Origin of the sequence: Streptomyces sp. NPDC048473 (genome assembly GCF_043200155.1) — a bacterium.
In the GTDB taxonomy this organism is placed as follows: Bacteria; Actinomycetota; Actinomycetes; order Streptomycetales; family Streptomycetaceae; genus Streptomyces.
The window spans coordinates 24903-50374 of sequence record NZ_JBICXE010000034.1 but is presented as its reverse complement, the minus strand read 5'-3'; the positions used below and the strand labels follow the sequence as shown (position 1 = coordinate 50374).

Here is a 25472-nt window from a genome sequence, read left to right as displayed (position 1 = left end):
GGCCGTGGTATCACAGCCCAGTACGGCACCGTCTGCACAGCCGGGAAGCCGGCTCCGTTCGTACAGGACTTACCTTGGTCTGCGCGACACCCCGCCCGGGGAAGTACAGCGCCCACCCCCAGAGCTGAGCGCGAGCTGCGCCGGGTGGCCGAGAAGGCCACCGCCGACTTCCCGGTCCGCACGGAGGCCTTCGCCGCCTGATCGAGGACCTGAAGCACGAGGTGCCGATCTGGAAGCACCAGATCTTCTCGGACGGTGACGAGGAGTGGGTCGGTACATGCTGAGTACCAGCCTGCTACTGGTGCAGAACCCGCGGCGCACAAGTGGATTCAGTGATCAATCAGGGCCACGAAGTCAGGCGTGCGCGGGAGACTGCAAATCGGTGCACTGTGACGGCTGAGGCGGGCCGGGTGTGTGCGGCGTGGAGGAACGCCATGCCCGGCAGGCGCTTGCTCGGGCGGACCAGGCAGGCGGCTGCCGCGTCGTGCACGGCCGGGTCACTGATCCGGGCGGTGGCTTGGCGCAGCTCGCGGTCGGCGAATGCGGTGAGCGTGGTCTCCAGGTCCTGCTGCCAGCGGATGAGGGTGTCGTCGGTGGGCAGGCGCATGGCGTTCCTCCAAAGGGGGTCAGGCGGCCGGGTCCGGCCAGGGGATGTCGGTGTCGACGGGGGTGGTGTAGTCGATGCCGGGTACGGCGAAGCCGTACAGGCGCTGGACTTCGGCGTGGAACCAGTCGAGGTCGGCGAGGTCGCCGATGGTGTTCGTGGTGGCGCTGTTCCAGCGGTCGGCGACGGCCTCCTGCACCGGGGGCGTGAGTTCCCAGGTGTCCAGGCGTACGCGGCCGTCGTCGTCGAGGGTGAGGGGGTGGGTGCCGGTGAGCTGGTCCCACAGGTCGGTGAGCTGGTCGATCGGCGGGACCATGGCCTCATTGAGGACGCCGCGCAGCAGTCCGACGTACAGAGCGATGCCGGGGATGGCAGTGGAGGACTGGGTGACGGCAGCCCCGTTGACGGAGGTGAGCGCGCGTCCGCCGACGAGCTTGTCCAGGCGTTCGTTCAGGGTGCGGGCGGTGGCTTCGAGGTGGGCTTTGGCCGCGCCGATAGTGCCCTGCCGGTAGATGCCTGCGGTCAGGGGTGAGCCGATGTAGGAGAGCGCGGCGGTGGTGAACCCGTCGGCGAGCAGGTCCCGTCCGGCGAGGTGGTCGATCCACCGCTCCCAGTCCGTGCCGCCCATCACCGCGGTGGTCTGCTCGATGTCGTCGCCCTCGGCCGGTGCGGTTTCCACCTCGGTGACCTCCGGTGCGCCGGAGGTGTCGAAGGCGAGGCTCTTGGTCCGGTAGGGCTCGCCGATCGGTTTGAGGACGGAGGAGTAGGTGACGCCGGTGTCCGGGTCGGTGCGTCGCGGGGCGGCCACCGAGTAGATCAGGTAGTCCAGCCGCCCGTATCGCTGCTTGAGCAGGTCGGCGACCTGATCCTTCATCGCATCGGAGAACGCATCGCCGTTGAGGAAGACCATGTCCCGGCCGTGCTCGCGGGCCAGGTCGGCGGTCGCGGCGGTGCGGTACCAGCCGGCCGTGCCGGTGCGCCGGCCGGGCGCCTTCTCGAAGCAGACCCCGATGCCGCGGATCCCGGCGCGGGCCAGCCCGGCGATTGTGGCGGCGAGCCCGTACCCGGCGGACGAGCCGATGACGAGCGCCACCGGCCCGTCCCCGCCGGGCTGCTGGGCGGGGACGGCCTGCCACATGTCGTCCACCACTTTGCGGCAGCCGGCCGGGTGGGAGTCGAGGAAGAGGAAGCCGCGGTTCTTGGGGGCGACGACGCGTTCGCTCACGATCAGGTCCTTCGGGTTGGCGCGGATGAGAGCGCGGCACCCACCAGTTGGGCCACCGCATCCTGCAAGTCTGCGACCGTACTGATTCGGGCGGTGACCCCATCCGGCACAACGATCGCGAGACGGCCTTGGAGGGTTTCCACCAGTTCGAGCAGAGCGAGGCCGTCCACGCCCCCGGCCCGCAACGACCCCGGCCTGGGTGTCCTGGGTGGCACAAGCCGACCTGCGTGTGGACGGCGGGCGTTGCTGGCTCGATCTCGGCCGCCCAGGGCGTGCCGACGAGACGCTGGACGAAGGACTCGGCCTGCTGGACTCCGCCCGCGCACGGACCCGCTCCATCGTCCTCGCCTACCGCGCCGAAGGAGCGCTCGCCCGCCACGACCTGCCCGCAGCTGCGGCCGCCGCCCGAGCAGCGCTCGACACCGCGAACACAACCCAGGCCACGCGCTGCATCGGGCTCGCCCGCACCACAGTCGCCCGGCTCGCCCCGCACCAGGACCACAAAGCTGTAGCGGATCTGTACGAGTACGCCGGCCAATGACCGCCGTCCCCGACAAGAAGCTCTTGGAGCAGGTCCTCGGCGCCGAACTCGTCCTGCCTGCAGACCGGCGACATCAGCTGCAGGCGCGTCTACCCGCGCGGCGGCGACGAGCTGACCGAGTGTCAGGCTCTGTCTCTGGAGTGAGGATCACACCGGTTTGTCACTGTTCTGTGTCAGACCGGGGACGCATCGCGGACCCTGTGGGCGGTGCGGTTAGCGTCCCGCCCCATGAGCACCACGCACCTCCCGCCCGCTGAGTACTACGCCTCCCTGCCCAAGCACATCGCCGGCGCCGGCGTAATCATCCACGACACCGCCGGCCGCATTCTTCTGGTCAAACCGTCCTACGGCGACGGCACCTGGGAGATCGTCGGCGGCGCACTGGACCTGGGGGAGCACCCGCGGCAAGCGGCCCGGCGCGAGGCCAGGGAAGAACTCGGCATCGATCTCACGCCAGGCCTGCTGCTGGCCATCGACTGGGTACCGGAGCAGGCCGACGGCCGCCCGCCGTTGGCCAACTACCTCTACGACGGCGGCCTGATCACCCAGCACGAGGCCCAGAAACGAATCCACCTCGACCCCGACGAACTCACTGCCTGGCAGCTGGCCACCCCCGAACAGTGGGACATCCTCCTCGCCCCGCACATGGCCCGCCGCCTGCACGCCTGCTCCCGCGCCCTGGCCCAGGGCACCACCGCCGACCTGCACCACGGATTCGACGCAACCCGCCACCAGATCTGACGCCCGCCACCCTTCCGGTCAGGCGTACAGGCGACACCAACGTGAACACCCCGGACGCTGTGGCCGCACCGACCAGGCGTCTGGCGAGGCGGAAGGACTGGGTGCCGGTCTCGAAGGTGAGGCGGTCGACGATGGCCTGGCAGAGTCGCTTGTCGGTGGAGGCCTGGTCCCACTCGGTGAACGGCGGCGGTCACCTCGGCTTCCGTCCAGGACCGCGCTGGCGGACGCGGTCCTGGCCCGGCTCGCCGAGGGATTCCGCACGGTCTCACTGGTCTGGGCGGACGGACAATACGCCAACTCCCTTGATTCCAGGCTGCTTTCCTGGGCCTTGAGCACGCTGAATATCGTCGTGGAGATCGTGAAGCGGACCGACGAGGTCAAGGGTTTCAAGGTGCTGCCCCGCCGCTGGGTGGCGTGGAACGGACTGGCTGGTCCGCAACCGCCGCCTGGCCCGTGGCTACGAACGGCTCACCGCCACCTCGGAAGCGATGATCAAGGTGGCGATGAGCCGGCTGATGCTCGTTCGTCTCGCGCGGCAGCCATCGCGCTGGAGCCATGACGACAGCCAGAAGGCCCTCCGCTCCACGACCGACGAGGACCTTATCCCAGCGTGATCAACCGGCCACCCGACAGGCGCTCAGCGGGGAGGCGTCGAAGGCAGCCCCTGGTTGGGAGAGGCTCTTTCGTCCCACTTGCCGGTTTCGGCGTCGACGTACACCGGGTACACATCGTCTCCAGCGTAGACAGGCACGGCCCATTGCGCTCGCCACTCGCCTTCGCGCCGGATCGCCAGGAGGTTGCCTGTACCCGTCTTGGCTCCACGTGAGTACTTGGACGCCGTAGCGACGGCCTGCTTCTCGTTCACTCGGCGAGGGGGCAGAGTCACCGCTCCTTCTGCATGGCGGGTGAGCAGCTGAGAGACCCGTCCTGCCCTGTTGATCTGTACATCCAGACGCATTGTCTGCGGCAGGACAAGGCCGTTGCTTTCCATGCCGCGTCCCTCAGCCCACCTGGACCGTCACCGTCCGGCCCGGGGCCACGGTCGGGGTGGCGTAGGTGTACGTCGTCCCGTCCACCACCTTCGTCCGCGCCCGCCACGGCACGCCGTCGACCTTGATCGTGGAGTGGGTGCCGGGGAAGCGGGCCTCCCACGTGTAGGCGGACGCGCCCGACACATTGGTCAGCGCCGACTTCGTGGTCCCGTCGTGCCGCAGGGAGAAGGTCCCGGCGCCGATCCGGAGGTCGTCGATCTTGAGCCAGTCCATGCCGGACGGCAGCCGGGACTGGGTGGTGAGGGCCTGTGCGGGGGCATTGGGCACGACGCCCATCAGGCCCTCGACGGTCTGGCCGAGCAGAGTGAAGGAGACTTCGGGGTAGTCGCCGTTGGTGCCTTGCTTGGTGTTGACGTGCTGGATGTCCTTCTGGTCGTAGACGTACTTCATCCACTTCCAGGCGGTGTCGCTGCGGTTGTTCTTGAAGAAGGTGTCCGGCAGGTAGGTGATCGCCTCGATGTTGGAGGGCTTGCCCGAGCCCGAGGCCTGCTGGTCGATGTAGTCGAGGTATGCCTCGCGGCGGGCGCCGGGATCGATGATCTGCTTCATCGGCATGAACCAGCTGTTCTCCTTGCCCCAGCCGGTCAGCGCACGCCCGTCGGTGGTGTAGCCCCGCACCATGTTCCCGCCCGATCCGGTACCGCTCCAGGTCGAGTTGAAGTACGCCTTCAGATCCCGGGCCTTCTTGCCGTACGTCGCGGCGAGCGTGGGGTTGCCCTTGCCGCGGGCGAGCGAGGCCATCGCGAGGTACGCCTGGTACTGGGAGCCGATCGCGTCGCCCGCCTCGGCGAGCGGCTCGTCGCTCTGCTCGTTGTAGCTGGCGGTGCCCTGGAAAATGCCCTGGCCCGTGCCCTCGGCGACTTTCACGGTGCCGTTGTCCTTGAGGCCGTCGTGCAGGTCGACGAATTCGTTGGTGGCGTGGCGGTAGAAGTCCCACATGGCCGGGTCGTTGACGTACGCGCTGTCGCCGCTCCACCGATACGCCTCGTCGGCCTTCTGTACCAGCTCGAAGGTGGCGGGAACCTCGCGGACGAAGCTGGTGGGGCTGCGGTAGTCGATCGAGAGATACGTTGTGGCGTCGAAGTTCAGCGCCCACACCGGGTAGTACTTGTGCTCTTCGGTGGCGGACGCGGCGAACGAGCGGAGCATCGTCTTGTTCTCGGCGCTCAGGCCGAGAACCCCCGCGCCGGCCAACTGGTGGGCCATGTCGCGCGAGTAGTAGCCGCTGCGGTTGGCGTATCCGGCCCAGTAGGAGGCCGCGTACGTGCCTGTGCCGCTGCCGCTCGTGTTGCCCTCGTCGACGTTGAGCGGGCCCTGGGTGCCCGGCAGCTGGACCCAGCTGTTGGCTTTGCGCTTGGACCAGTCGAACATCTCGACGATCTCCGGGTCCGAGGAGCTGACCCGGGGGTCCGCGGGAGACGAGGGCGAGACCATCAGATCGTCGGCATTGACCCAGCCATCCCCTGACTCGAAGGCGATCTCCAGCTTGTCGCCCCGGGCGAGGGTGATCCGGCTGAGCGTGTAGCGCCGGTAGTTCGAGGCACTGGGCAGGGTCCGGGACGCGGTGACAGCGCCGTTGACACGGGCGACGTACGCGCCGTTCGCGCCGCCCGTCGCGATCCAGGCCGATATGTCGTACGTCCCCTGGGCCGAGGCCGTCACGGTCTGGGAGACCTTGTTGCCGGCGCCGGAGTCCAGATAAATCAACTTGGTCCCGCCGTGCGGGTAGTTGGTGGCGACCCCGGTCCCGTGGGTGAACTGCCAGCCTCCGGAACCCTGCTCGAAGCCGGGGTTCGCGACGGTGAGCAGTACCGGCGCGTGAGCGGTCGCGGTCGTGCGGGTGCTGCCTGATTCGGTGGGCGCGGCGGCCGAGGCCCGGGCGCCCAGGGTGAGCGGGGCGAGCAGCGCGCATGCGGACAACAGCGACAAACGGGAACGTGTCATCGGTTTCTCCCGGACTGTGGGGTGCGGCCGGTCTTCGTCGACTTGGGCGCGCGGCACGCTAGCAACCTGACGCGAAGGTTTGCAACGGGTGCGACAACTCTTATTGCGAGATCAGACTGAAAATTTTCATGACCTCATTGCAAGTCTGAAGATGGCGTTGCTAGAGTCCCGGCCAGTCAGCTTCCGCAAAGGTGCGAGCAGGGGTGGGTCAGTGATGGAACTGGAACGTCGAAAAGTTCTGCAGATCGGTGGCGCGATCGCGGCCGGAGCCGGCCTCACCGGTCTCACCGCCTGCTCGGGCACGGGCGATACGGGCACTTCCGGGGCCACCGGCGACAAGCAGAAGGGGAAGATCACGGTCTGGTCCTGGCAGGGGCCGGCTGCCGAGATGAAGGCCCTCGTGCCGGAGTTCAACAAGAAGTACCCGGACATCGAGGTCACCGTCGAGGACATCGGCAACCCGGCGATCTGGGACAAGATCACCACCGCGATGGCGGCAGGCGGCCAAGGCCTCGCCGACGTTCTGCACATCGGCGTCGACTACCTCCCGGGGTACGTCGAGCAGTTCCCGAACGGCCTCGCGGACCTGGGCAAGCTGGGCGCGGACACGTACAAGGACGCCTTCGCGCAAGGCATGTGGCAGACCGTCGCGCCAGGCGGCAAGCGGGTCAACGCCCTTCCCTGGGAGGCGAATTCCGCGGGCTTCTACTACCGGGCCGACATCTTCGAGAAGGCCGGGGTCGACGCCGACGCGCTACAGACCTGGGACGAGACCATTGAAGCCGGCAAGGAGATCAAGAAGAAGACCGGAACGTACCTGCTCGGCATCGACAAGCCCGCCTCACAGCCGGACGCCGCCAACTTCTTCCAGACACTGCTCCAGCTGCAGGGCGCCTTCTACTTCAACCTCGACGGAGAGATCACGCTCTACTCCCCCGAGGCCGTGAAGGCCATGACGCTCATCAAGACGATGAACGACGCCGGCCTCGTCAGCGACCTCGCGGGCGGCTGGAACGCCCTGATGAGCTCCATCAAAAAGGGCACCGCGGCCGTCCTTCCCTGGCCCACCTGGTTCGGCGGCATCATCGAGGGGCAGGTGCCCGAGGAGGCAGGGAAGTGGAAGGTCCGCCTCCCACCGGCCGTGCGCCGGGGCGGCTCCACCGCGGCCACCGTGAACTCCACCCATCTCGCGGTCGCGGGCGGCAGCAAGCACCAGGCCGCCGCCTGGACCTTCATCGAGTTCGTGCTGACCCGTCCGGCCTCGCAGGTGAAGATCTACAAGGGCAAGGGCATCGCCCCGGCCCTGATGAAGGCCTACGACGACGCGGTGTTCCACGAGCGGTCGGCGTTCTTCAGCGGCCAGAAAAAGGGTGAGATCTTCCTGGAAGCGCTCAAGGCGCCCTCGCCCGCCTTCAACTACACCTCCGACTACGCCCGCGCGCTCAAGCTCGTCACCGACGCCCAGTCCAAGGTCCTCCTCAAGGGCGCCGACCCGGCGAAGGTCCTCAAGGAGGCCGCGGAGCAGCTCGCCAAGCAGACTGGACGCAAGGCCCGATGACCGCGACGCTCGTCGGCAAGAACGCGCCGCCCGTCCCCGCCGGGGGCGTGGCGCGGCGCCCGCGTCTTCGGCGAGGGCGGCACCTGGCTCCGTACCTCTTCGTCCTGCCCGCGCTGCTGCTCTTCGCCGTGTTCAAGCTCTACCCCATAGGCTGGTCCTTCGTCCTCAGCCTCCACAAGACGATCGACGGGGTCGACACCTTCGTCGGCGCCGACAACTACACCCGGCTGCTCGACGACCCGCTGTTCTGGACCGCCCTGAAGAACTCCGCGGTGATCCTCGCCGTCCAGGTGCCGGTGATGCTGGCGCTCTCCACCGGACTCGCGGTCGCCCTGAACTCCACACTGCTGCGCAGCCGGACTGTCTTCCGGCTCGGGTTCTTCATGCCGATGGTCACCGGCCTCGTGGCGTACGGAATCATCTTCTCGGTCCTCCTCAACAGGGACTACGGCCTGGTGAACTGGCTGCTCGGTCTGGCCGGCATGGACGCCGTGCCGTGGCTGACCGACCCCCTGTGGGCAAAAATCTCCCTCGGGCTCGCCCTGACCTGGCACTACACCGGCTACAACGCGGTGATCCTGCTCGCCAGGCTGCAAACCATTCCGGGTGAGCTGTACGACGCCGCGGCCGTGGACGGAGCGGGTGCCTGGAAGTCCTTCGTCCATGTCACGCTGCCGGGTCTGCGTCCCGCGATCCTGCTCACCACTGTGCTCTCCACGATCGGCACCCTGCAGATCTTCGACGAGCCGTACATCCTCACCGGCGGCGGTCCGGACAACGCAACCCTGACCATCGGTGTGTACCTGTACCAGAACGCCTTCAAGTTCTTCGACTTCGGCTACGCGTCGGCCATCGCCTACGCCCTGGCCGTACTGATCGGATTCCTCGGCGTCATCCAGTTCCGCGTCCTGGGAGACAAGTCGTGAACACGCGTCATCGCGGCAGGGGCATCCTGCTGACCTCGGGACTCGCGATCGTGCTCGCCGCCGTCGCCATCCCTTTCTACTGGCTGGTGGTCGCGTCCACGCACAGCTCCAAGGAGATCTTCGACAGCCCGCCGCCGATGCTGCCCGGCGGGCATCTCCTCAACAACCTGACCAGCCTGCAGGAGTCCGCGCAGTTCGGCCGGGTCGTCCTCAACTCGCTGCTGATCGCGGTCGTCTACACCGTCTGCGCGGGCGCGGTCTGTGCGCTCGCCGGATACGGCTTCGCCAAGTACCGCTTCCGCGGCCGCGAGGGAGTGTTCGGGCTGCTCATGCTCGGGCTCGTGATCCCCGCCCAGGTCACCCTGGTTCCGCTGTTCAAGATGATGGCCGAGCTGCAGTGGCTCAACACCTACCAGGCCGTGATCATGCCCAATCTGGCACTGCCTTTCGGCATCTTCCTGATGCGCCAGTCGATGGCCTCGCTCCCGGACGAACTACTCGACGCGGGCCGGATGGACGGCTGCGGCGAACTGCGCCTGTTCTGGAAGGTCGTACTCCCGCCGATGAAGCCCGCGCTCGCCGCCCTGGCGATCTTCCTCTTCCTGTACCAGTGGAACGACTTCGTCTGGCCGCTGATCATCCTGCGCGACGGCGCCTCATTCACCATCCCGGTGGCCCTCGCCTCCCTGCAAGGCCTGGACGACACCGACTACGGCGCAATCCTCACCGGTACCTCGATCGCCGCGATCCCGATGGTCGTCGTCTTCCTTGCGCTGCAGCGCCACTTCGTTTCCGGCCTGCTCGCCGGCGCCGTGAAGGAGTGACCATGGACAACCAGACTGTGGAGACCGACGAGGCCGTGACGACAGCAGGGCTCGCTCCCGCCCCCTATGAGCCGCTGCTCGAGGAGGTGTCGATCGCCCTCCTCGCTCATGCGCCCGGCGCCCAGGCTTCCTGGGTTCTCGGTGATCTCCCCGGCGGACTGCGGTTGCTGGAGGTACGGGCCGAAGGCGCCCCCGTCGAGATCCGCCTCTCCGTGCCGCTCGGCGACGCTGCCGGCTACTGGCATCCTCAGGGCGGCTGGCGGCGCACCCTCCTCGCCGACTGGGAGGGGCGTGCCCGGGTCTCGCTGGTCGACGGACACGCCGCGGGCTGCCTCTACGACCACTCCGGTGCCACCATGCTGACCTTCGCGGCAGCCGACCCGGTCCCGGAGACAACCGTCCGCTTCGGCGTATCGGAGGAGAACGACACCCATGTCGTGCACCTCCTTCTCCCGGCGTCCGACGGTCCGCACCGGCTGCTGCTCGTTCCGCGTGCGCCGTCCGTGGCGACGGCCATGAGGTCCCTGCGCGGCTGGTTCACGCAGTCGCTCACCCCTATGAAAACGCCCGATTCGGCCCGCACGCCCGTCTACTCCACCTGGTACGCCTTCAACCAGAACGTCTCCGCACAAGCGGTCGAGACCCAGGCCGAGCTGGCCGCGGGCCTCGGCTGCGGGGTGCTGATCCTCGACGACGGCTGGCAGGAGCTGGGCCACGGACGGGGCTATGCGGGGTGCGGGGACTGGCGGCCCGACCGGGCCAAGTTTCCGGATTTCGCCGGGCACGTGGCGCGCGTCCAGGCGTGCGGGCTGCGGTACATGGCGTGGATCGCACCGCTGTTGCTCGGCCCCGACGCCGCGTGCCACGCCACATGGGCACCCTTCGCCCCGCGCGCCGGGGCGCCGGGCGCCCACGTCCTCGACCCGCGCAGGCCCGAGGTACGGCGCCATGTCGTCGACCTGTGCGTAGGCCTCGTAAGTGAGTTCGGCCTCGACGGGCTGAAGGTCGACTTCCTCGACGAGGCCATGGTGTACGCGGGCGACGGTGCGGGGGACGTCGGCCGAGCCGTGATCACACTGCTGACGGAGTTGCGGGACGCGCTGGAGTCCGTAAGGCCTGACCTGCTGCTGGAGCTGCGCCAGCCCTATGTCGGTCCCGGCATGGCACCGTTCGGCAACATGCTCCGATCCTTCGACTGCCCGGCGGACGCGGCCGCCAACCGGGTGCGCACCATCGACACCTCGCTGCTCGCGATCGGTGGAGCCGTCCACTCCGACATGCTGCTGTGGTCCCCGGACGCACCCGTCGAGTCGGTGGCGCGGCAGCTGATCGGGGCCTTGCACTCGGTGCCGCAGATCTCCGTACGCCTCGACCGGATTTCCGGCGCGCACCGCGAGGCGGTCGCGTTCTGGCTTCGGCAGTGGCACCAGCACCGCGAACTGCTCCTGGACGGAGAGGTCGAGCCCGGCAGGCCCGATGAGTTGTACCCGCTGGTGAAGGCGGCCGCGGGCGACCGCTGTCTGCTGAGTGTGCACAGCGACCGGGTGGTCCCTCTGGACTTCACCGCGTACCGCCACTTCCACCTGGTCAACGGGGCGGCCCACGGACGTGTGATGGTCGAGGTGCGCGGCGCCGGGGGCTGGGTCCAGGGCGTGATCCACGGGCCTGACGGCCGTATCATTGAGGTCCCGCTGACGTTCATGCCGGAGGGAGCCCGATCACTGGCTGTCCCCCGCGGAGGTCTAGCATCGCTCACGATCACGGAGAGACCGCGATGAAGGTCGGGATCACCGACGTCGCAGCCCGCGCGCGGGTCAGCGAGGCCACCGTCAGCCGGGTGATCAACCGGCGGCAGGGCGTGTCGAAGAAAACCAGGGATGCGGTCGAGCAGGCGATGGCCGAGCTCGGCTACGAGCGGCAGACACAGGGCCAACTGGTGGCGGTGATCACCGAGTTCGTGTCGAATCCGTTCTTCGCCGATGTCGCGGAACGCATCGAGTCGGCACTCGCGCCGCACGGGCTGAAGACGGTGCTGTGCCCCGCCTTCCCTGGAGGTGTGCAGGAGCGGGACTTCATCTCCGCGCTGGTGGACAAGGGCATCGCGGCCGTCGTCTTCCTTTCCGCGTCGAACACGGTCGAGGGCGCGGACACGGAGACGTACGAGCTGCTGCGCCAGCGCCGCGTCCCGTACGTCGGGATCAACGGCGAGTTCGCGGACGGGGTGCCCGCACCGGTCTTCTCGACCGACGACGCGCTGGCCGCCGAGCTGGCGGTCGACCATCTCTACCGTCTGGGGCACCGGCGCATCGGGATGGCTTCGGGGCCGGCGGGCAACCACCCCGCCGACCGGCGTGTGCAGGGCTTTCTCGACGCCATGGCCAAGCGGGGCATCGAGGATGCCGAAGATCGGGTAATCCGGCAGTCGTACACGGTGGAGGGCGGACAGGCCGCGGCGGGCCTGCTGCTCGGTCTCGGCGCCACGGCGATCGTCGCGGCCAGCGACTACATGGCCCTGGGGGCGATCCGCGGCATTCGCCGCCAGGGCCGCTCCGTACCTGGTGACGTGTCGGTGGTCGGCTACGACGGTTCGGCCATCACCGAGTTCGTGGACCCTCCCCTGACCACGGTCCGGCAGCCGGCCGACCGGCTGGCGCTGGGGGTGGGCCGCAGCGTACTGGCACTTGTCAGCAACAGGGACGTGCCGACCGGCGAGTTGCTGTTCGACCCCGAGCTGGTCATCCGCTCCTCGAGCGGTCCGGCCCCCGAGTCGCCTTAGCAGTCATCTCATTTGGTGAGGCGGCGGAAGCAGATGAGGGTGCAGGCCATGGCGAGGAAGTGTTCGGCCTTGCGTTCGTAGCGGCGGTGGAGACGTCGGCATCCCGCGAGCCAGGACATCCACCGTTCCACAACCCAGCAATGGCGGCCCAGAGGGGCGGAGGGCTCGATCCCTTTGCGGGCGATGCGATGGGTGATGCCGCGACTGCGGAGCCATTGCCGCGGGTGACGGTAGTCGTAGCCCTTGTCTCCGCGCGGCTTGCCGGGCTGTAGCCGCCTCGGGCCGCGGCGGGAGCGGATGGGGGGCGGGACGCCCCGTACGAGTGGCTCCAGTCCCTGACTGTCATGCATGTTCGCCCCGGAAATGCCGACCGGGACAGGCAGACCGGTGCACTCGGTGATCGAATGAATCTTCGACCCGCACTTGCCGCGATCCAACGATTCGGACCTGTCAGGTCCCCCTTTCATGGCCTTCGGCCGGCCGGGGTTCCAGACCCTGACCGAAGCCATCGGCAACGCCCGCCAGGACACGGCAGAAGCCGCCGCCAGGGCGTAAGCGAAAGCTGACCAGGCCGAGCGGAAGCGTGAGGAGGAGCGCCGGGCGAGGGAACGGGGAGGCCACGCGCCCGGTCTGCGCGCACAGTGGGCGGAAGCTGACCGGCGACCGCTGGAGCGCCGCGGGAACTGTCCGCGGGCAACCGGCCGGTGGCACCCGGTCCTGTGCGAGGACCGGGCGGTCGAGGCGAACAGCAGCGCGCGGAAGCCGAACGACTGCGTGTGGGGGAAGAGGCGAGAGCGGAGTCGGGCGGCCGGCTGACGCGGCGGTTCCGAACCTGACCCCGGGCAAGCACGAGGCGGCGCTGGGCAAGCCCAACCGGTGACGGGCTTGCCCAGGGCTGACTTTTGGCGCGTACGAGCACGACGACGATCAGGAGGTATCGCCGTTGAAGGGCAGCCGGGTCAGGCCGGGGTGGGCTGCAGCGAGGCGAGCGGGGACCGCCGGCCTTTCTCTCCCGTGCGCAACTGCTCCCCGTCGACCTCGCTCCGGGTCGCCGGCAGCGCGTCGACGTCGGCGGCCCGGTAGAGCGCGACGCCGACGGCCCCCTGGGACAGGTTCACCAGCGAGCGCTTCGAGAAGGCCCTGAACGTCACGCTCAACTCAGTGGTCTTCCGCTCCTCCGGCCAGGACCTGACCACCACCGGCACCTACATCGAGATCCGACAGCGGTTTGCCCGCGAGTGCGGAGAACATCCGACGCAGGTGGTACTCCGAGGTGGCCGCGATGCGTGCCACCTCCTCCACCTCGACGGCCTGGTCGAGATGGCACTCGATGTGCTCCATAGCCCGGTTCAGCCGCTCCAGCATGCCCGGTCTCCTTCCTCTTGACGACCACCGCGCCAGGCAGCGCCCACCACGCCGGACCCGACATTGATGGCGCTCCTTGAATTCGGCCGTTGGTACTCGGGGAGTTGGTGAGACCTGCTCCGTGGATCTCCCCGTCCTTCGGGTGGTGGTGTTCGGTCTCTTCGCGTGATCTTGTCGGGCATGTCGTCGTGAGGCTGGTGTGTCGTGGACAGCACTCGCCCGATGGTCGATAACGGCTGGCGCGGCGCTGCCGGACGTGCCGCTGCCGGGCACTGGTTCTCCGCCCAGTTCTGGGAACGGATGAAGCATGTCTACCCGGCGCTGCAGTCGGTGCCGTCCCCGTCCGGACCGGGGGTGTCCTGTCCCAGGCCCCGACGGATCGCGATCTCCACGGGTGAGTACGCGCCGTCGGCCCGCTCCAGTTCGTACGGCGCGGCCGGCATCAGCGGCGGCTGGGCCATGAAGCGCGGCCGCACCCCATGGTGCGGTTGCGCCGCGTGCACCAGGAACGGATGGCACAGGAAGACGTCGCCCGGGGACCCGGTGGCGAGGGCGAGCGGCCGGTGGTCGGACGCCGCCACCAGATCGGGCGCAAGGGCCAGCCCGCTCGCTCCGTCCTCCCCGTACTTCTCCAGCACCTTCGGCACGTCGAGGTGTGAGCCGACCCGGATCCGGGTCGGGGCGTCCTCCGCTCCGACCTCGCTGAACAGGAACAGCATCAGCAGCGCCCGGCCCCGGGAGCGCAGATTTGTGAAGTACCAGCTCTCGCCCTCCGGCAGATAGCTCCCCTCGATGTGCCAGCCCGCGTCGTCCGGCTCCTCCTCGTGCGGGAAACGCAGCGGGAACGTGCCCAGCGAGTAGCGCGGCTCCCAGCGTCCCGCGCCGACGAGCAGGTCGTACGCGCGCTGCAGGGACGGGGAGTTGGGTGCGGCGGCGAACGGCCCCTGCGCCATGCCGGCCACCCAGTGCACGGGCTGCGTCCACGTCGCTGGATCGTCCGGGTCGCAGCCCGTCTCTCGCCACAGCAGCCGCGCGCAGTCCGCGGCCACGCGCGGCGCGACGGCGCCCTCCAACTTCACGAAGCCGTCGCGGAGGAAGCGGGATACCAAGGTCGTGTCATCCATGTCCCCATCGTGCGGCGACACCGGTCCCGATCACCCGACATTCTCCGCACCGCCTTTGTCGGGTGTTCACCGAGCCCCTTCTTGCCCCTCTGAGACCGGAAGCAACCGCCCTGCGGTCACAGGACCACATTGCCCACGACGGGCGAACACTCCGCGTCCTCGTCTTCGCCGTCGCCACCGAGAACGCCGACAACATCTGCAAACTCGGCCGCCTCGGCCACTACTGGGCCGACGGCATCAACGGCCTGCTTCGCACCCATCACGCAGACAGCGCCAACTGACCATTACCGAAGCCCCTCACAGATGCCCATACTTCCCACTCGTTTAAGAACTGGATCAAGTGAGGCACAGGTGAGTACCTCCGACCGAATTCAGGGGGCCTCATCAACATCTTGTGCCCGATCAAGGCGGGTGCACAAGGCAGCCCGGAAAGTCGAGGGGCAGTGGTCGGCCCGGCTCGCTCTCCCTTTGAAGAGCAACAGCCGGTTGCCACTTCTCGTCGGCCACGCCCGGCGCTCAGACGGGCCAACTCAACGGCTCAGAGGCCGGCTGAAGGGCGCAGTCACACTCGAACCGCGAAGCCCCCGACCAACCACTCAACCTTCAGTGAGAATCGCTCAATCTTCACTGCGAGAGGTCAGTTCACCTTGGCCCCGGCTGACGACGACTGGTGGAGTCGTCGCGTATGCCACTCGGTACGTCACTCGGCCTCGGGGCACGTTCTGTTCTCTCCTGCTCTGCGGCGGTTCGGCGGTCTTCATGATCTCACTCCGGGGTAGCCGCCCCGCGACCGAGGAGATTCCGTGCCGTGAACCCGAGCAGCCTGCGCGCGGCCGAGGTGTCGACCGGCGCCGCGCGACCCGGCAGCGGGCGCCGCAGCACGGTGGTGGGGTGGTAGCGGCGCAGCAGCTCCTCCGTCGGGTACGGCACGATGATCTCGGGGGCGCAGAGGTGTACCGCGTGCGCCGCACGGCCGGGTACCTCCAAGGCCAGCAGCGCGGCCCTCGCCGCGTCATGGACCTCGAGGTACGTCCACAGGTCCCTTGCCCCCGCGGCCGGGTCGGCCGTGAGCCGGGCGGCGTGCGCGTGCAGCCGTTCCTCGAACCCGCCCACGTACGGATAGCGCAGGCACACCACGCTCATCCCGTGCCGCCGCGCCATCATCTGCGCTGTCAGCTCGTCGACCTGTTTGGACAGGCCGTAGGGGTCGGCCACCTGGGAGGCCATCGCCTCATCGACCGGTGCGTACGGCGGATGCGGATCCTCAACGTCCGTCCAGGGCAGGCCCGTGACACCCCAGGAGCTCGCCACCGCCGCATGCCGGATCCCGGCCCGGCCGGCCTCCTCCAGAACGGTGAAGGTCGAGAGGCTGTTGCCCGCGAAGACCTCGAATGCGGTGTTGCGCGCGGGAGTCGGGATCGCCGCCAGGTGGATGACCGCGTCGGCGCCCTCCAGAGCCGCCCGCACGGTCTTCGCGTCGGCGGCGTCACCGGTCACGACCAGGCGCGCCGCGAGATCACCGGGATCATCGAGGACCAAGGCGTTCGCCTCGATCCCGCGCTCGGCCAGCAGCGTGAGGACCGCTCGCCCGATCCGCCCGGCGGCCCCGGTGACCATCGCTCTTCCGACCATCCAGTCACTCTCCTGCGTCGTGCTTCTATTCGTAGGCGCGCACGGCGACGACGTGCGCCGACGCCGCCCCGTTGGTGGCTTCGACGACGACCCGGATCGCCGATGTGGTGACCGGCTCCGCCGGCGTGTGCGTCTCGCATCGCCGCCGATTCTGCGCCGCACGGGCGATGACGCGCCAGGTGCCGTCAGTATCCAGTGCCTCGACGCGGTAGTCGCGAAGGAGGGTGGGGAGGGTGTCGAAGGGCGTGCGGTGGTGGTGCAGGTTGATCAGGTCCTCGTTGACGTCGTCGTCGGCGATGACCTCGATCCGGCCCAGAGCGACAGGTTCGGGCCAGGCCAACTCGAGCCAGGGGGAAGGGACGTCCGCCAGTGGTGCGGAGACCCACATGTGCGGTCCCGCGTACGGGCGGCCATAGCCGTCGGTGGCCTTGGCGGGGGAGTAGGCCGCGGTCTCTCCCGTGCGAAAGCAGAATGTGCGGCGCAGCAGACCCACGTCCGTCCACTCGCGCAGCAACTGCGGCGATTCGTCCGACGGGCGCGGCGGGACGCGCGTGAAGCACAGGACGCCGGGGGTCGGGCGGTCGGAGCGGTGCAGGGCGAGGGCGTCGTTGGCGCGGACGACCAGGAAGGCGTTGCGCGGGGTTTCGGGAGACCAGTCCAGGCCCGTCTTGAGCCACTGCCGGGCACCGGCGGCGACGGGCAGGGTGGTGGAGGTGACGAGGCGGCGCGGGACGTAGTTCTGGCCGAGTTCGGGGTCGTACAGATCGATCACGATCTCGGTGTCGCGGTCGGCGTCGACGAGCAGTTCCACTCCGGAGAGGTCCGGGTCCGCGGGGAGGACGAGTCCGACGTCCGCCGCGAGCGGCCATAGCTCGTCGGAGTCCTCGACTGCCAAGCTGCTCAAGGTGGACGATGCCGTGGCCGTCGCCCGCAGGGCCAGGTCCTCCGGGTCCGTCGAGGCGAGGCCGATGAGCGAGGCGTCATGGCGCAGCAGCGCCCGGTGCAGCTCGGGTACGGGGAGTTCGCGCGGGGTGACATCTCCGGTGGCGCAGAGTGCCGCCGCCGTGCCGGCCGCCTGGCCGATCGTGGCGCAGGTCGCCATGACGCGGGTCGAGCCGAAGGCGACATGGCTGGCGGAGATGTTGCGCCCGGCGAAGAGCAGGTTCTCCGTGTTCACCGAGTAGAGGCTGCGGTACGGAATGTGGTAAATGCCATCCGCGTAGAGCTGTCTGGCACCTGCCTCGGTGGCGTACATGCCCTGCGGCGGATGCAGGTCGATCGACCAGCCGCCGAAAGCGACCCGGTCGGCGAACTCGGTCTGGCCGAGAATGTCGCCCTGGTGCAGGACGTAGTCGCCGAGGAAGCGCCGGTACTCCCGTTTGCCGGGGATCGAGCCCACCCACTCCAGGGTCATGTTCGCCGCGTCGAACTCGCCGGAGTTCTTGATGTGGTCCCAGATGCCGTGGATCACCGACCACAGCTCGTCGCGGATGCGTTCGTTGTCATGGACGGTGTCGAGCTCGCCGCCGAACTCGATCCACCAGTACGCGCAGCCGTTGTCGCCCGCCTTGATGATGCGGCGCTGCGGGATGGAGGTCCGGGTGATGTCCTTGGCGAAGTTCGGCGGCACGAACTTGACGGGGTGACCGGCATCCTTCGTATAGAAGAGGAGAGTCGAGCCCAGGGTGATGTCGTCGGCCGTCTCCGGAGCCCATGCCTCGTCGTACTCGGCGCGCGATTCCCGGCCGATGCGGTGGTGGGCACCCGCCAGGTGGCCGATCAGGCCGTCTCCCGTGCAGTCGAGGAAGTGGGAGCTCTCGAAACGTATCCGCCGCTCCGAGCCCATCATCCAGCCGGTGACCGAGGTGATGCGCCGGGCCTCGTCCGGACCTTCGGCGTCGACCTCGCGCACGTCGGTGTTGAGGTAGAGCGTGATGCCGGGCTCGGCGCGTACGGCGTCCAGGACCACGGCATCCCAGTAGTAGGGGTTCCCGTCCGGGTTGCGGAACTGGTTCTCCACGAGCAGCTCGCCCATGATGCCGCCCTCACGGGCATGGTGATTCTTGCCGTGGCCGGTCGCGCCGCACACCCAGACCCGGACCTCGCTGCTCGCGTTGCCGCCGAGCACCGGCCTGTTGTTGATCAGCGCGACGCTCCGGCCGAGCCGGGCCGCGGCGATCGCCGCGCAGACCCCGGCCAGGCCGCCGCCGACGACGGTGATGTCGTGCTGTGCGGTTTCATTCCTCATGTCGTACGTCACTTACTTCCAGTCGGGATTGGCGGCGAGACCGTAGTAGATGCGCGGGGCGCCGTCGAGGGTGAGGGTGATCCTTCCGCCGGAGGCTTTCAGGGAGCGCTCCTGGCCGATGCAGTTCAGCTCCCGCACCGTTCCGTTGACCGTCCCCGAGTGGGCGACGACCGCGGTCCTGGTCGTCCAGGTGTCGACCCAGGGCTCCGGCGACGCGTACCAGGGATCCTCTCCGTGCTCGGCGTTGAGGATGTAGCCGTCCTTGCGGCTCCAGATGATCGACACCGGTCCGCCGGGAGTGGTGAAGAGGAGCCCCTTGATGTCCTGGTCCGCGAAGGAGAGATGCCGGACGAACTCGGCCTCGTCCAGGACCCGGGCGGCGGTCGCGAAGGCGAGGAGCGAGGGCTTGGCGCTGGTGTCGCGGTTCATCAGGCCGTAGTGGTACTCGGGGTTGGCCGGGTCGGCCTCCTGCGGGTGGTGGATCACCGAGTCGTGCAGCTGGTACCAGTTGACGGCGCGCACCTTCTCGGACTTGGCGAGAGCGAGCGTGAGCAGTGTGTTCTCGGCGGCGTGCCGGTAGGTGTCGCTCCACCACGCGTTGGGCCGGGTCGGTGCGTACGCCTCGGTGAGCCAGAGCTCCTTGTCGCCGCCGTACTCCTCCAGGACCTGGTTCGCCTTGCGCAGTGCGCCGAGGAAGTTCCAGTACGAGCCGGACGACCCCTGCGTCCACTCCTCGGGCGGCGGTGCGAAGTCGGGGGTGAAGTTGCCGCGACCGGGATGGAAGGCGAAGGCGTCGATGAGGTCCCAGCCGCCCGCGTCATGGAAGTTCTTGGTCCATACGTAGTCCATGCCGCCGAGGCCGGCGTTCATGACCTTCATCCGCGAGCCCGCCGCGTCGAGGCGCGTGGTGACCTGGCGCAGACCGTCCCGGACGTAGGCGTCGGCGCCGCGGCCCGACATCCAGGGCTGGTTGACCTCGTTGCTCACCTCGAAGTACGCGGCCTCGGCGTCCAGGGCCTTGGCGACATTCGTGTCGGCCCAGGCCGCGACCTGCTCCGGACTGCCGCCCACGGGGATGCCGCTCAGCTCCACGTTGTGCCCGATGCCGTTCGCGTCCAGCGTCGCGGTGTCGATGCCCGGGGCGCCTGCGTAGGCGATGCGGATCCACTTGATGCCGAGCGTCCTGACCAGCCCGAGTACAGCGTCCTTGCCGGGCTCGAGCAGCCAGGGGTAGTTGGCGAGGCCGAACATCGACTCCTTGCCCGCTTTGTACGTGAATTCCGGGAGCACGCTCAGATTCGTGCGGGCCAGCGCCTTGTCATTGCCGCTGACCGCCTCCACCTCGGTGAACACGATGTTCTGCGAGGGCGAGGTCACGGGAAAGGAGGCGTTCCAGGCGGCGCCCGCCGCGAGGCTCTTGCAGAGCCTTCCACCGGCGATCTTCTTGCCGCCGAAGTCCCGCGCCCACCAGGTGAGCGTCACCGTCCTGGCCGCGGCGGAGCCGTTGACGACCTGCGCCTTGAGCGTCATCGTCTGCCCGGCCGCCTTGTAGAGGTTGAACGGCTGGTCGGTCCACACCTCCACGTCGAGGGGCCTCTTGGCGGCGAGCGCTCCCGCCCCGCGCGGCCGCAGATCACCGAGGACCAGATCGGCCTCGGTGACCGCGGTGCTCGCGCCGGTCGAGGTGCCGGGGGAATGGACCCACGTGGCGTTCGTGCTCGCGGGGTTGGTGGACGAGAGGCAGAAGAAGCCCTTCGATCCCGCCCACGTCTCCACGTACGCGCCGCCCGCGTTCACCTCGTACGGAATGCCGCCTCGGGCGTCCCGCTCCCAGACGGTCAGCGCTTCGTACGACTCCGCCGCGCTCGCTTCGTACACCGTGCGGGAGAACATGAAGCCGGCCGGTGTGAGCGTGCTGGAGCCGCCGACCTCCCACTTCATGTGTGCCTTACGAGGGGTGACGTCGAAGGTGCCGCGCACCGTGACTCCGGACGTGCCGCTCGCCATCGTGTACGTGACCTGAATCGCGGGCCGCCCGTCGGGGAGCGTGATCCGGGCGGGCGTCCCGCCGAAGGTGCGCTGCTGGCCCAGCGTGGTGTCCTTGATCATGAAGTGGCTGAGCAGGATGCGGTCGGCGCCCGCACCGTCCCGCACGAGGACGCTGCCGTCGCTACGGCCGACCAGGGTGATGCCGTCGGCCTCGATGGTGACCGGGTCCGCGGCGTACGCGGGAACGGTCGGCAGCAGCGCGGCGCCGGTGGCGACGGCCGTGCCCTGGATGAACCTGCGGCGGGCGACTGACATGGAGGTGCCCTTCTCTTGGTCGGGATGTTCCGGACGCTCCGAAGTTTCCGAAGCGGAAGGTGTGGTGGGGGAGTTGATGGCTCGGCCGTCGGCTCCGGTGGAACTCAGCCCTTGACTCCGGTGAAGCCGAGCCCGGCGACGATGTACTTCTGGCAGACGACGAAGACGAGCACCGGCGGGGCGACGGCGAGCACCATCGCGGCGATCAGCTGGTCCTGCGGAGCCTGCGTGGCGAGCTGGGCGAGAGCCACGCTGATCGGCTGCTTCTCGGGGTCGGTGATGGCCACCAGCGGCCAGATGAAGTCCTTCCAGGAGTGCATCACCGCGAGCAGACTGATCACGGCGAGCACCGGCTTGCTCATGGGCAGCACGATCTTGGTGAGCAGTTGCCAGGTACTCGCCCCGTCGACCCGCGCCGCGTCGAACAGCTCCTTCGGCAGGGCGTCGAAGAACTGCTTGGCGAGTAGCACCGTGAAGGCGTTCGTGCCGGCCGGCAGCCAGATCGCCCAGTAGGTGTCGCCCAGGTTGAGGTGGAGGAACGGCACATCGATCACGGTCATGAAGAGGCTGACCATGTTCACCGTGTACGGCACGAACATCGTGGCGAGGATCGCCCCGTAGACGGCCTTGCCGAACCTCGGCCTGAGCACCGAAAGGGCGAAGCCCGCCGTCGCTGAGACGAAGAGCTGCACGAACCACGATCCGCCGACCACCAGGAAGGTGTTCATCAGATAGCGGCCGACACTCAGATCGGTGTACGCCGTCGAGAAGTTGCCCAGGGCCGGCCGGTCCGGCCAGAGGGCCAGGGGCTGAGTGGTGAGCTCGGTGGGCGGTGAGACCGCGCCCTTGACCATCCAGTACAGCGGTCCGATGCCGATGAGCAGCAGCAGGATCAGGGTGAACACCTGGATGGAGCGCACTGCGGCGCGTACGCCGGGGCGTTGGCGGTCGTTGGTGGAGACGAAGGTGGTGAGCGTGGTCATGACGTGCTCCAGCTGCGGGTGGCCCGCAGATAGACCGCGGAGAGCAGGGCGAGGGCGAGCACCATCAGGAAGGAGAGCGCGGCGGCCTGGCCGTACTCGCCGTCCTGGAAGGCGTACCGGAAGATCAACAGCAGGACCGTGAGGGTGGAGTTCTCGGGTCCGCCGCCGGTGAAGACGTACGGCTCGGTGAAGACCTGCACCGTGTTGATCAGTTGAACGAGCAGCAACAGGCCGATGACAGACCGGAGTTGGGGCAGCATCACATGCCAGATCCGCCGCCAGATACCGGCGCCGTCCACCTCGGCGGCCTCATAGAGTTCGCCGGGGATGCCGACCATTGCCGCGAGGTAGATCAGGACGGCGCCGCCCATGCCCGCCCAGGTGGCCTCCAGGACCAGCGAGAGCATGGCGCTGTCGGAGGACTCCAGCCACGAGTACGGGCCGAGCCCGACCTTGCCGAGGACGTTGTTGAAGAGCCCGCTCCCGGGATCGTAGAACCATTTCCAGAGCAGGATCGCCACGACGGGCGGGATGACCACCGGCAGATACACCAGGAAGCGGTAGATGCCTGCGCCGCGCCGCACCGTCGACATGATCGCGGCCAGGATCAGCGGCGCCGGGAAGCCGATCAGCAGGCCGAGGACCACGAAGAACAGGGTGTTCCCGACGGCGGTGCCGAGCAGCGGATCGTCGAAGAGCGTACGGAAGTTGTCCAGGCCGACCCAGACCGAGGGCTCGACGAGGTTGGTCTTCTGGAAGCTGAGCAGCAGGCTGCGCACGATCGGCCACCAGGCGAAGAGCCCGAAGACCAGCAGCGCGGGGACGAGGAACAGCCAGGCCGTGAACTGTTTGCGGGCGCCGGTGCCACGCCGCCGCTGCGGCAGGGTGCGCGGCACGGGCTCCTTGGACACAGCGGCCGGGCGCCGGGACGGAGTGAGCAGGGCCATGGGCCGGCTACTTCTGGTCCGCGGCGAGCTTGGCATTGACGTCCTTCTCGGCCGAGGCCAGCAGGGAGTCGATGTCGGCGTCGCGCTTGGTGAGCACAGCCTGGACCACCGGGTCGAGCGCGGTGTACAGCTTCTGCGCCTGGTACGGCGGCTCCGGCTTCAGCTTCAGCGTGGAGAGGCCGTCGATGTACGGCTTGAAGTTCTGCAGCTTCACATTGACGTACGGCTTGATCGCGGCGTCGATCTCGGTCTGCCGCTTCTTGTCGAAGACCGGCAGCGTCGGCACGCCCACCGCGGACTTCGGGTCGGCAGAGAGCGCCTTGGCCTGCTCGGCGGCCATGTCGGTGCTGTACTGCGGCTTGGCGTAGGCGAAGGTCAGCCACTCGACGGCGGCTGCCGCATGCTTCTTGTCGGCGGACTTCGGGACCATGTAGATGTCGCCGCCGGTGAGTGTCGCGTCGCCGCCGGACTGCGGCATCGGGGCCGCTCCGAAGGCGTCGGTGTTCTCCATGCCGAACTGCATCTTCGCCAGTCGGTACGTCCCCGGGCTGCCCATGAACATGCCGACCTGCCCGGCCGCGAACTGCTTGATCACGTCGTTCTGATTGTTGAGGAGGGTTTTGCCGAGCGAATCGTCCTTCCAGCGCATGTCCTTGAGCAGCCGCAATCCCTTCTTCGTCGGCTCCCCGGTGAGCGTGGCGGTGTACTTGCCACCCTGCTCCTTCTCCAGTTCGCCACCGAAGGCGTACGACAGCATCGTCAGCTGCCAGCCGCCCTGGTTGTCCTTGGACTCGTGGACGAAGCCCGCCTTGCCGGTACTGTCGCTGATCCTCTTGGCGGCGGTACGGACTTCCGCCCAGGTGGTCGGCGGTCTGTCGGGGTCGAGGCCGGCCTTCTCGAAGAGCTCGCGGTTGTAGACCAGGCCCTGGGCGTACGGATTCTGCGGTACGCCGTACACGTCGCCGGTGCTGTCGGTGAGCGGCTGGAGGACCTGAGGGTTGAACTCCTTGAAGTGCTTCCACTCCTTGAGCTGCCCGGTGATCGGCTGCACCTGCTTCTGCTGGATGAGCCGCGGCGGCTCGGTCAGCGGCACCTTGATGACGTCCTCGACATTGCCGCCGGACAGCTTCGCGGAGAACGTCAGCGGGTCGAAGACCGTGGTCGAACCCTTGACCTTGATGCCCGGGTTGGCCTTCTCGAAATCGGCCACCTGCTTCTTGAACAGGGCGACCCCCGGCTTGTCGGTGGCCGGCGGCATGCCCTGCACCCGCAGCACGAGATCGCCGTCCCCGGCGGCGCTGCTCGGGGTGAGGGAGGAACAGCCCGCGAGGGTCGCGGTCAGCGCCATGCAGCCAAGTATGGCCACACGGCGGGAGTTTCTGGGCATAACGGCTCCAAGAAGGGCAGGAGTGGGCTCGGTGCGGTGTAGTGCGGTGCTTTGCTCGTTGTGGTGGTGTGCGCCGTGGATCAGTGGGCGGGTGCGGGGCCCGTCGAGGCGCGGGGGATCAGGCGGGAGCCGATCTCGACGAAGGGAGTACTGACTTCAACTCCCCTTCCAGAACGGTCTGTTGTCCTCGCGATCGTCTCGATCAGGAGGTCTCCCGCACGCGTGGCGATCTCCTCGGGGTCGATCCTGATCGTGGTGAGGCTGGGGGTGGAGACGGAGGCCAGCAGCGTGTCGTCGATGCCGATGACGCTGACGTCGCGCGGCACGCTCACGCCGAGGTTGGCCATCTGGTGCAGCACGCCGAGGGCGACCAGGTCGTTGTGGGCGATCACGGCCGTCGCATCGTGGGCGGCGACGAGGGTCGCGGCGTGCACGCCCGTCTCGAACCGCGGCTCGTAGGGGCCGAGTTCGGACAGGGAGAGGTCGAGCGCTTCGAAGGACTCCTGGATGGACTTGCCGCGGCTCAGCTCGGCGCGGGACGCGTTGATGAAGACGCAGCGCCGATGGCCGTACGCCTTCAGCTGCTCGGCGGCCTGCGCGATGCCGGCGGACAGTGAGATCCGGACCTCGGGGATGCCCGGCACATGACGGTTCACCACCACCAGCGGCATCTGGCCAGCGAGTTCATGGAGCCGGTTCTCGGTGAGGGTGGAGGCCCACAGGATCAGGCCGTCGACCCGCTTCGATACGGCCGCGATGGCGGCCAGCTCGTCCGCCTCGCGCTCGTCGCTGTCGGCGACCAGGACCGTGTAGCCCAGGTGCCGGGCGCGGGCCTGCATCGCCTTGATGATCGGCGGGAAAAACGGGTTGGCGATGTCCGGGACGATCAGGCCGAGCGTTCCGGTGCCGCCGCCGCGCAGTGAACGGGCCGCCGGGTTGGGGGAGTAGCCGAGCTTGGTCGCGGCGTCGAGGATGCGCTGCCGCGTCGTCGGCTGCACCTGGTCGGGTGCGGTGAACGCACGGGACACCGTCGACACCGAGACGCCCGCGGCGCTCGCCACCTCCCGGATCGTTACTGCCACGGACGGCCTCCTCGTCGTCTTGAGCCGGGGGACCCCGGCCGTCTCGCATCTGGATCCTGCGAATGCGGTTGATGTTTGCGAACGTTCCCAGGGCGTGTCAAGACGTGTGTCAGGAGTATTTCATCGAGGGAAACCTTCTGGATGCACGGGTCTTGCGCTTCGCCTCGACTGCTGCCGATGATGTGTTCTCAAGAACGGCACTGAAATTG

General features: G+C 68.3%; 22 protein-coding genes and 2 pseudogenes. 10 read left to right on the top strand and 14 right to left on the bottom strand.

The features are described from left to right. Positions 1-117 precede the first annotated feature (117 nt). A pseudogene (locus ACGFU7_RS36290) lies at positions 118-284 on the top strand (molybdenum cofactor biosynthesis protein MoaE); the annotation flags it as partial. A gap of 56 nt (positions 285-340) precedes the next feature. Here the strand turns inward: ACGFU7_RS36290 and ACGFU7_RS36285 are convergent. Together ACGFU7_RS36285 and fabV are read right to left on the bottom strand one after the other, a co-directional pair. Further along, entirely contained in the window at positions 341-607 is a 267-nt protein-coding gene (locus tag ACGFU7_RS36285; RefSeq protein ID WP_393701736.1) for a hypothetical protein, read from the bottom strand. A 19-nt stretch (positions 608-626) separates the two neighbouring features. Further along, positions 627-1829, bottom strand: coding sequence for an enoyl-[acyl-carrier-protein] reductase FabV (gene fabV, locus ACGFU7_RS36280; RefSeq protein WP_393701734.1), 1203 nt, complete (start codon positions 1827-1829; stop codon positions 627-629). Positions 1830-2037: 208 nt separating this feature from the next. Between fabV and ACGFU7_RS36275 the strand changes: the two genes are divergently transcribed. The 3 genes from ACGFU7_RS36275 to ACGFU7_RS36265 all read left to right on the top strand — a co-directional run bounded on the left by ACGFU7_RS36275 (position 2038) and on the right by ACGFU7_RS36265 (position 3670). Further along, a complete protein-coding gene (locus tag ACGFU7_RS36275; RefSeq protein WP_393701732.1) occupies positions 2038-2370 on the top strand; it encodes a hypothetical protein in 333 nt (110 codons plus the stop codon). A 228-nt stretch (positions 2371-2598) separates the two neighbouring features. Further along, on the top strand, positions 2599-3111 hold the full coding sequence (locus ACGFU7_RS36270; protein WP_393701730.1) for an NUDIX domain-containing protein: 513 nt from the start codon (positions 2599-2601) through the stop codon (positions 3109-3111). Between the two features lie 328 nt (positions 3112-3439). Further along, a complete protein-coding gene (locus tag ACGFU7_RS36265; protein WP_393701729.1) occupies positions 3440-3670 on the top strand; it encodes a hypothetical protein in 231 nt (76 codons plus the stop codon). A 442-nt stretch (positions 3671-4112) separates the two neighbouring features. Here the strand turns inward: ACGFU7_RS36265 and ACGFU7_RS36260 are convergent, their stop codons facing one another. Continuing rightward, the gene (locus ACGFU7_RS36260) at positions 4113-6107 is read right to left on the bottom strand and encodes a hypothetical protein (protein WP_393701728.1); all 1995 of its coding nucleotides are present in this window, start codon (positions 6105-6107) and stop codon (positions 4113-4115) included. Between the two features lie 214 nt (positions 6108-6321). On the opposite strand from ACGFU7_RS36260, the gene ACGFU7_RS36255 reads away from it, so the two are divergent. Genes ACGFU7_RS36255 through ACGFU7_RS36235 form a run of 5 tightly spaced genes read left to right on the top strand, consistent with a single transcriptional unit; the run spans position 6322 to position 12191 of the window. Then, positions 6322-7665, top strand: a complete 1344-nt coding sequence (locus ACGFU7_RS36255; RefSeq protein ID WP_393701726.1) for an ABC transporter substrate-binding protein — start codon at positions 6322-6324, stop codon at positions 7663-7665. Beyond that, a complete protein-coding gene (locus ACGFU7_RS36250; RefSeq protein ID WP_393701725.1) occupies positions 7662-8591 on the top strand; it encodes a carbohydrate ABC transporter permease in 930 nt (309 codons plus the stop codon). Before ACGFU7_RS36255 ends, ACGFU7_RS36250 begins: the two co-directional genes overlap by 4 nt. Further along, the gene (locus ACGFU7_RS36245) at positions 8588-9415 is read left to right on the top strand and encodes a carbohydrate ABC transporter permease (RefSeq protein ID WP_393701724.1); all 828 of its coding nucleotides are present in this window, start codon (positions 8588-8590) and stop codon (positions 9413-9415) included. The genes ACGFU7_RS36250 and ACGFU7_RS36245 overlap by 4 nt, the downstream gene beginning before the upstream one ends. A gap of 2 nt (positions 9416-9417) precedes the next feature. Then, positions 9418-11193: a glycoside hydrolase family 36 protein gene (locus tag ACGFU7_RS36240; RefSeq protein WP_393701722.1), complete on the top strand. Its 1776-nt coding sequence runs from the start codon at positions 9418-9420 to the stop codon at positions 11191-11193. After that, on the top strand, positions 11190-12191 hold the full coding sequence (locus ACGFU7_RS36235) for a LacI family DNA-binding transcriptional regulator (RefSeq protein WP_393701721.1): 1002 nt from the start codon (positions 11190-11192) through the stop codon (positions 12189-12191). Before ACGFU7_RS36240 ends, ACGFU7_RS36235 begins: the two co-directional genes overlap by 4 nt. A gap of 8 nt (positions 12192-12199) precedes the next feature. Here ACGFU7_RS36235 and ACGFU7_RS36230 read toward each other — a convergent pair. The 4 genes and pseudogenes from ACGFU7_RS36230 to ACGFU7_RS36215 form a co-directional block, all read right to left on the bottom strand. Next, positions 12200-12654: pseudogene (locus tag ACGFU7_RS36230) on the bottom strand (transposase); the annotation flags it as partial. A 496-nt stretch (positions 12655-13150) separates the two neighbouring features. Further along, complete coding sequence (locus ACGFU7_RS36225) at positions 13151-13342, bottom strand: hypothetical protein (RefSeq protein ID WP_393701719.1); 192 nt, start codon at positions 13340-13342, stop codon at positions 13151-13153. 7 nt (positions 13343-13349) lie between these two features. Further along, on the bottom strand, positions 13350-13556 hold the full coding sequence (locus tag ACGFU7_RS36220; protein ID WP_393701718.1) for a hypothetical protein: 207 nt from the start codon (positions 13554-13556) through the stop codon (positions 13350-13352). 311 nt (positions 13557-13867) lie between these two features. Then, entirely contained in the window at positions 13868-14680 is an 813-nt protein-coding gene (locus ACGFU7_RS36215) for a phytanoyl-CoA dioxygenase family protein (RefSeq protein WP_393701716.1), read from the bottom strand. Positions 14681-14742: 62 nt separating this feature from the next. On the opposite strand from ACGFU7_RS36215, the gene ACGFU7_RS36210 reads away from it, so the two are divergent. Beyond that, the gene (locus tag ACGFU7_RS36210; RefSeq protein WP_393701714.1) at positions 14743-14961 is read left to right on the top strand and encodes a hypothetical protein; all 219 of its coding nucleotides are present in this window, start codon (positions 14743-14745) and stop codon (positions 14959-14961) included. Positions 14962-15445: 484 nt separating this feature from the next. Here ACGFU7_RS36210 and ACGFU7_RS36205 read toward each other — a convergent pair whose 3' ends face one another. From ACGFU7_RS36205 to ACGFU7_RS36175, 7 genes are all read right to left on the bottom strand, one after another. Next, the gene (locus ACGFU7_RS36205) at positions 15446-16312 is read right to left on the bottom strand and encodes an NAD-dependent epimerase/dehydratase family protein (RefSeq protein ID WP_393701713.1); all 867 of its coding nucleotides are present in this window, start codon (positions 16310-16312) and stop codon (positions 15446-15448) included. Between the two features lie 25 nt (positions 16313-16337). Then, complete coding sequence (locus tag ACGFU7_RS36200) at positions 16338-18560, bottom strand: FAD-dependent oxidoreductase (protein ID WP_393701712.1); 2223 nt, start codon at positions 18558-18560, stop codon at positions 16338-16340. A gap of 12 nt (positions 18561-18572) precedes the next feature. Beyond that, positions 18573-20864, bottom strand: coding sequence for a hypothetical protein (locus ACGFU7_RS36195; RefSeq protein WP_393701710.1), 2292 nt, complete (start codon positions 20862-20864; stop codon positions 18573-18575). A gap of 104 nt (positions 20865-20968) precedes the next feature. Further along, positions 20969-21847, bottom strand: a complete 879-nt coding sequence (locus tag ACGFU7_RS36190; RefSeq protein WP_393701709.1) for a carbohydrate ABC transporter permease — start codon at positions 21845-21847, stop codon at positions 20969-20971. Next, the gene (locus ACGFU7_RS36185; RefSeq protein WP_393701707.1) at positions 21844-22794 is read right to left on the bottom strand and encodes a carbohydrate ABC transporter permease; all 951 of its coding nucleotides are present in this window, start codon (positions 22792-22794) and stop codon (positions 21844-21846) included. Before ACGFU7_RS36185 ends, ACGFU7_RS36190 begins: the two co-directional genes overlap by 4 nt. A 7-nt stretch (positions 22795-22801) precedes the next feature. Next, positions 22802-24142, bottom strand: a complete 1341-nt coding sequence (locus tag ACGFU7_RS36180) for an ABC transporter substrate-binding protein (protein ID WP_393701705.1) — start codon at positions 24140-24142, stop codon at positions 22802-22804. A 119-nt stretch (positions 24143-24261) separates the two neighbouring features. Further along, positions 24262-25263, bottom strand: coding sequence for a LacI family DNA-binding transcriptional regulator (locus tag ACGFU7_RS36175; RefSeq protein WP_393701704.1), 1002 nt, complete (start codon positions 25261-25263; stop codon positions 24262-24264). Positions 25264-25472 lie beyond the last annotated feature (209 nt).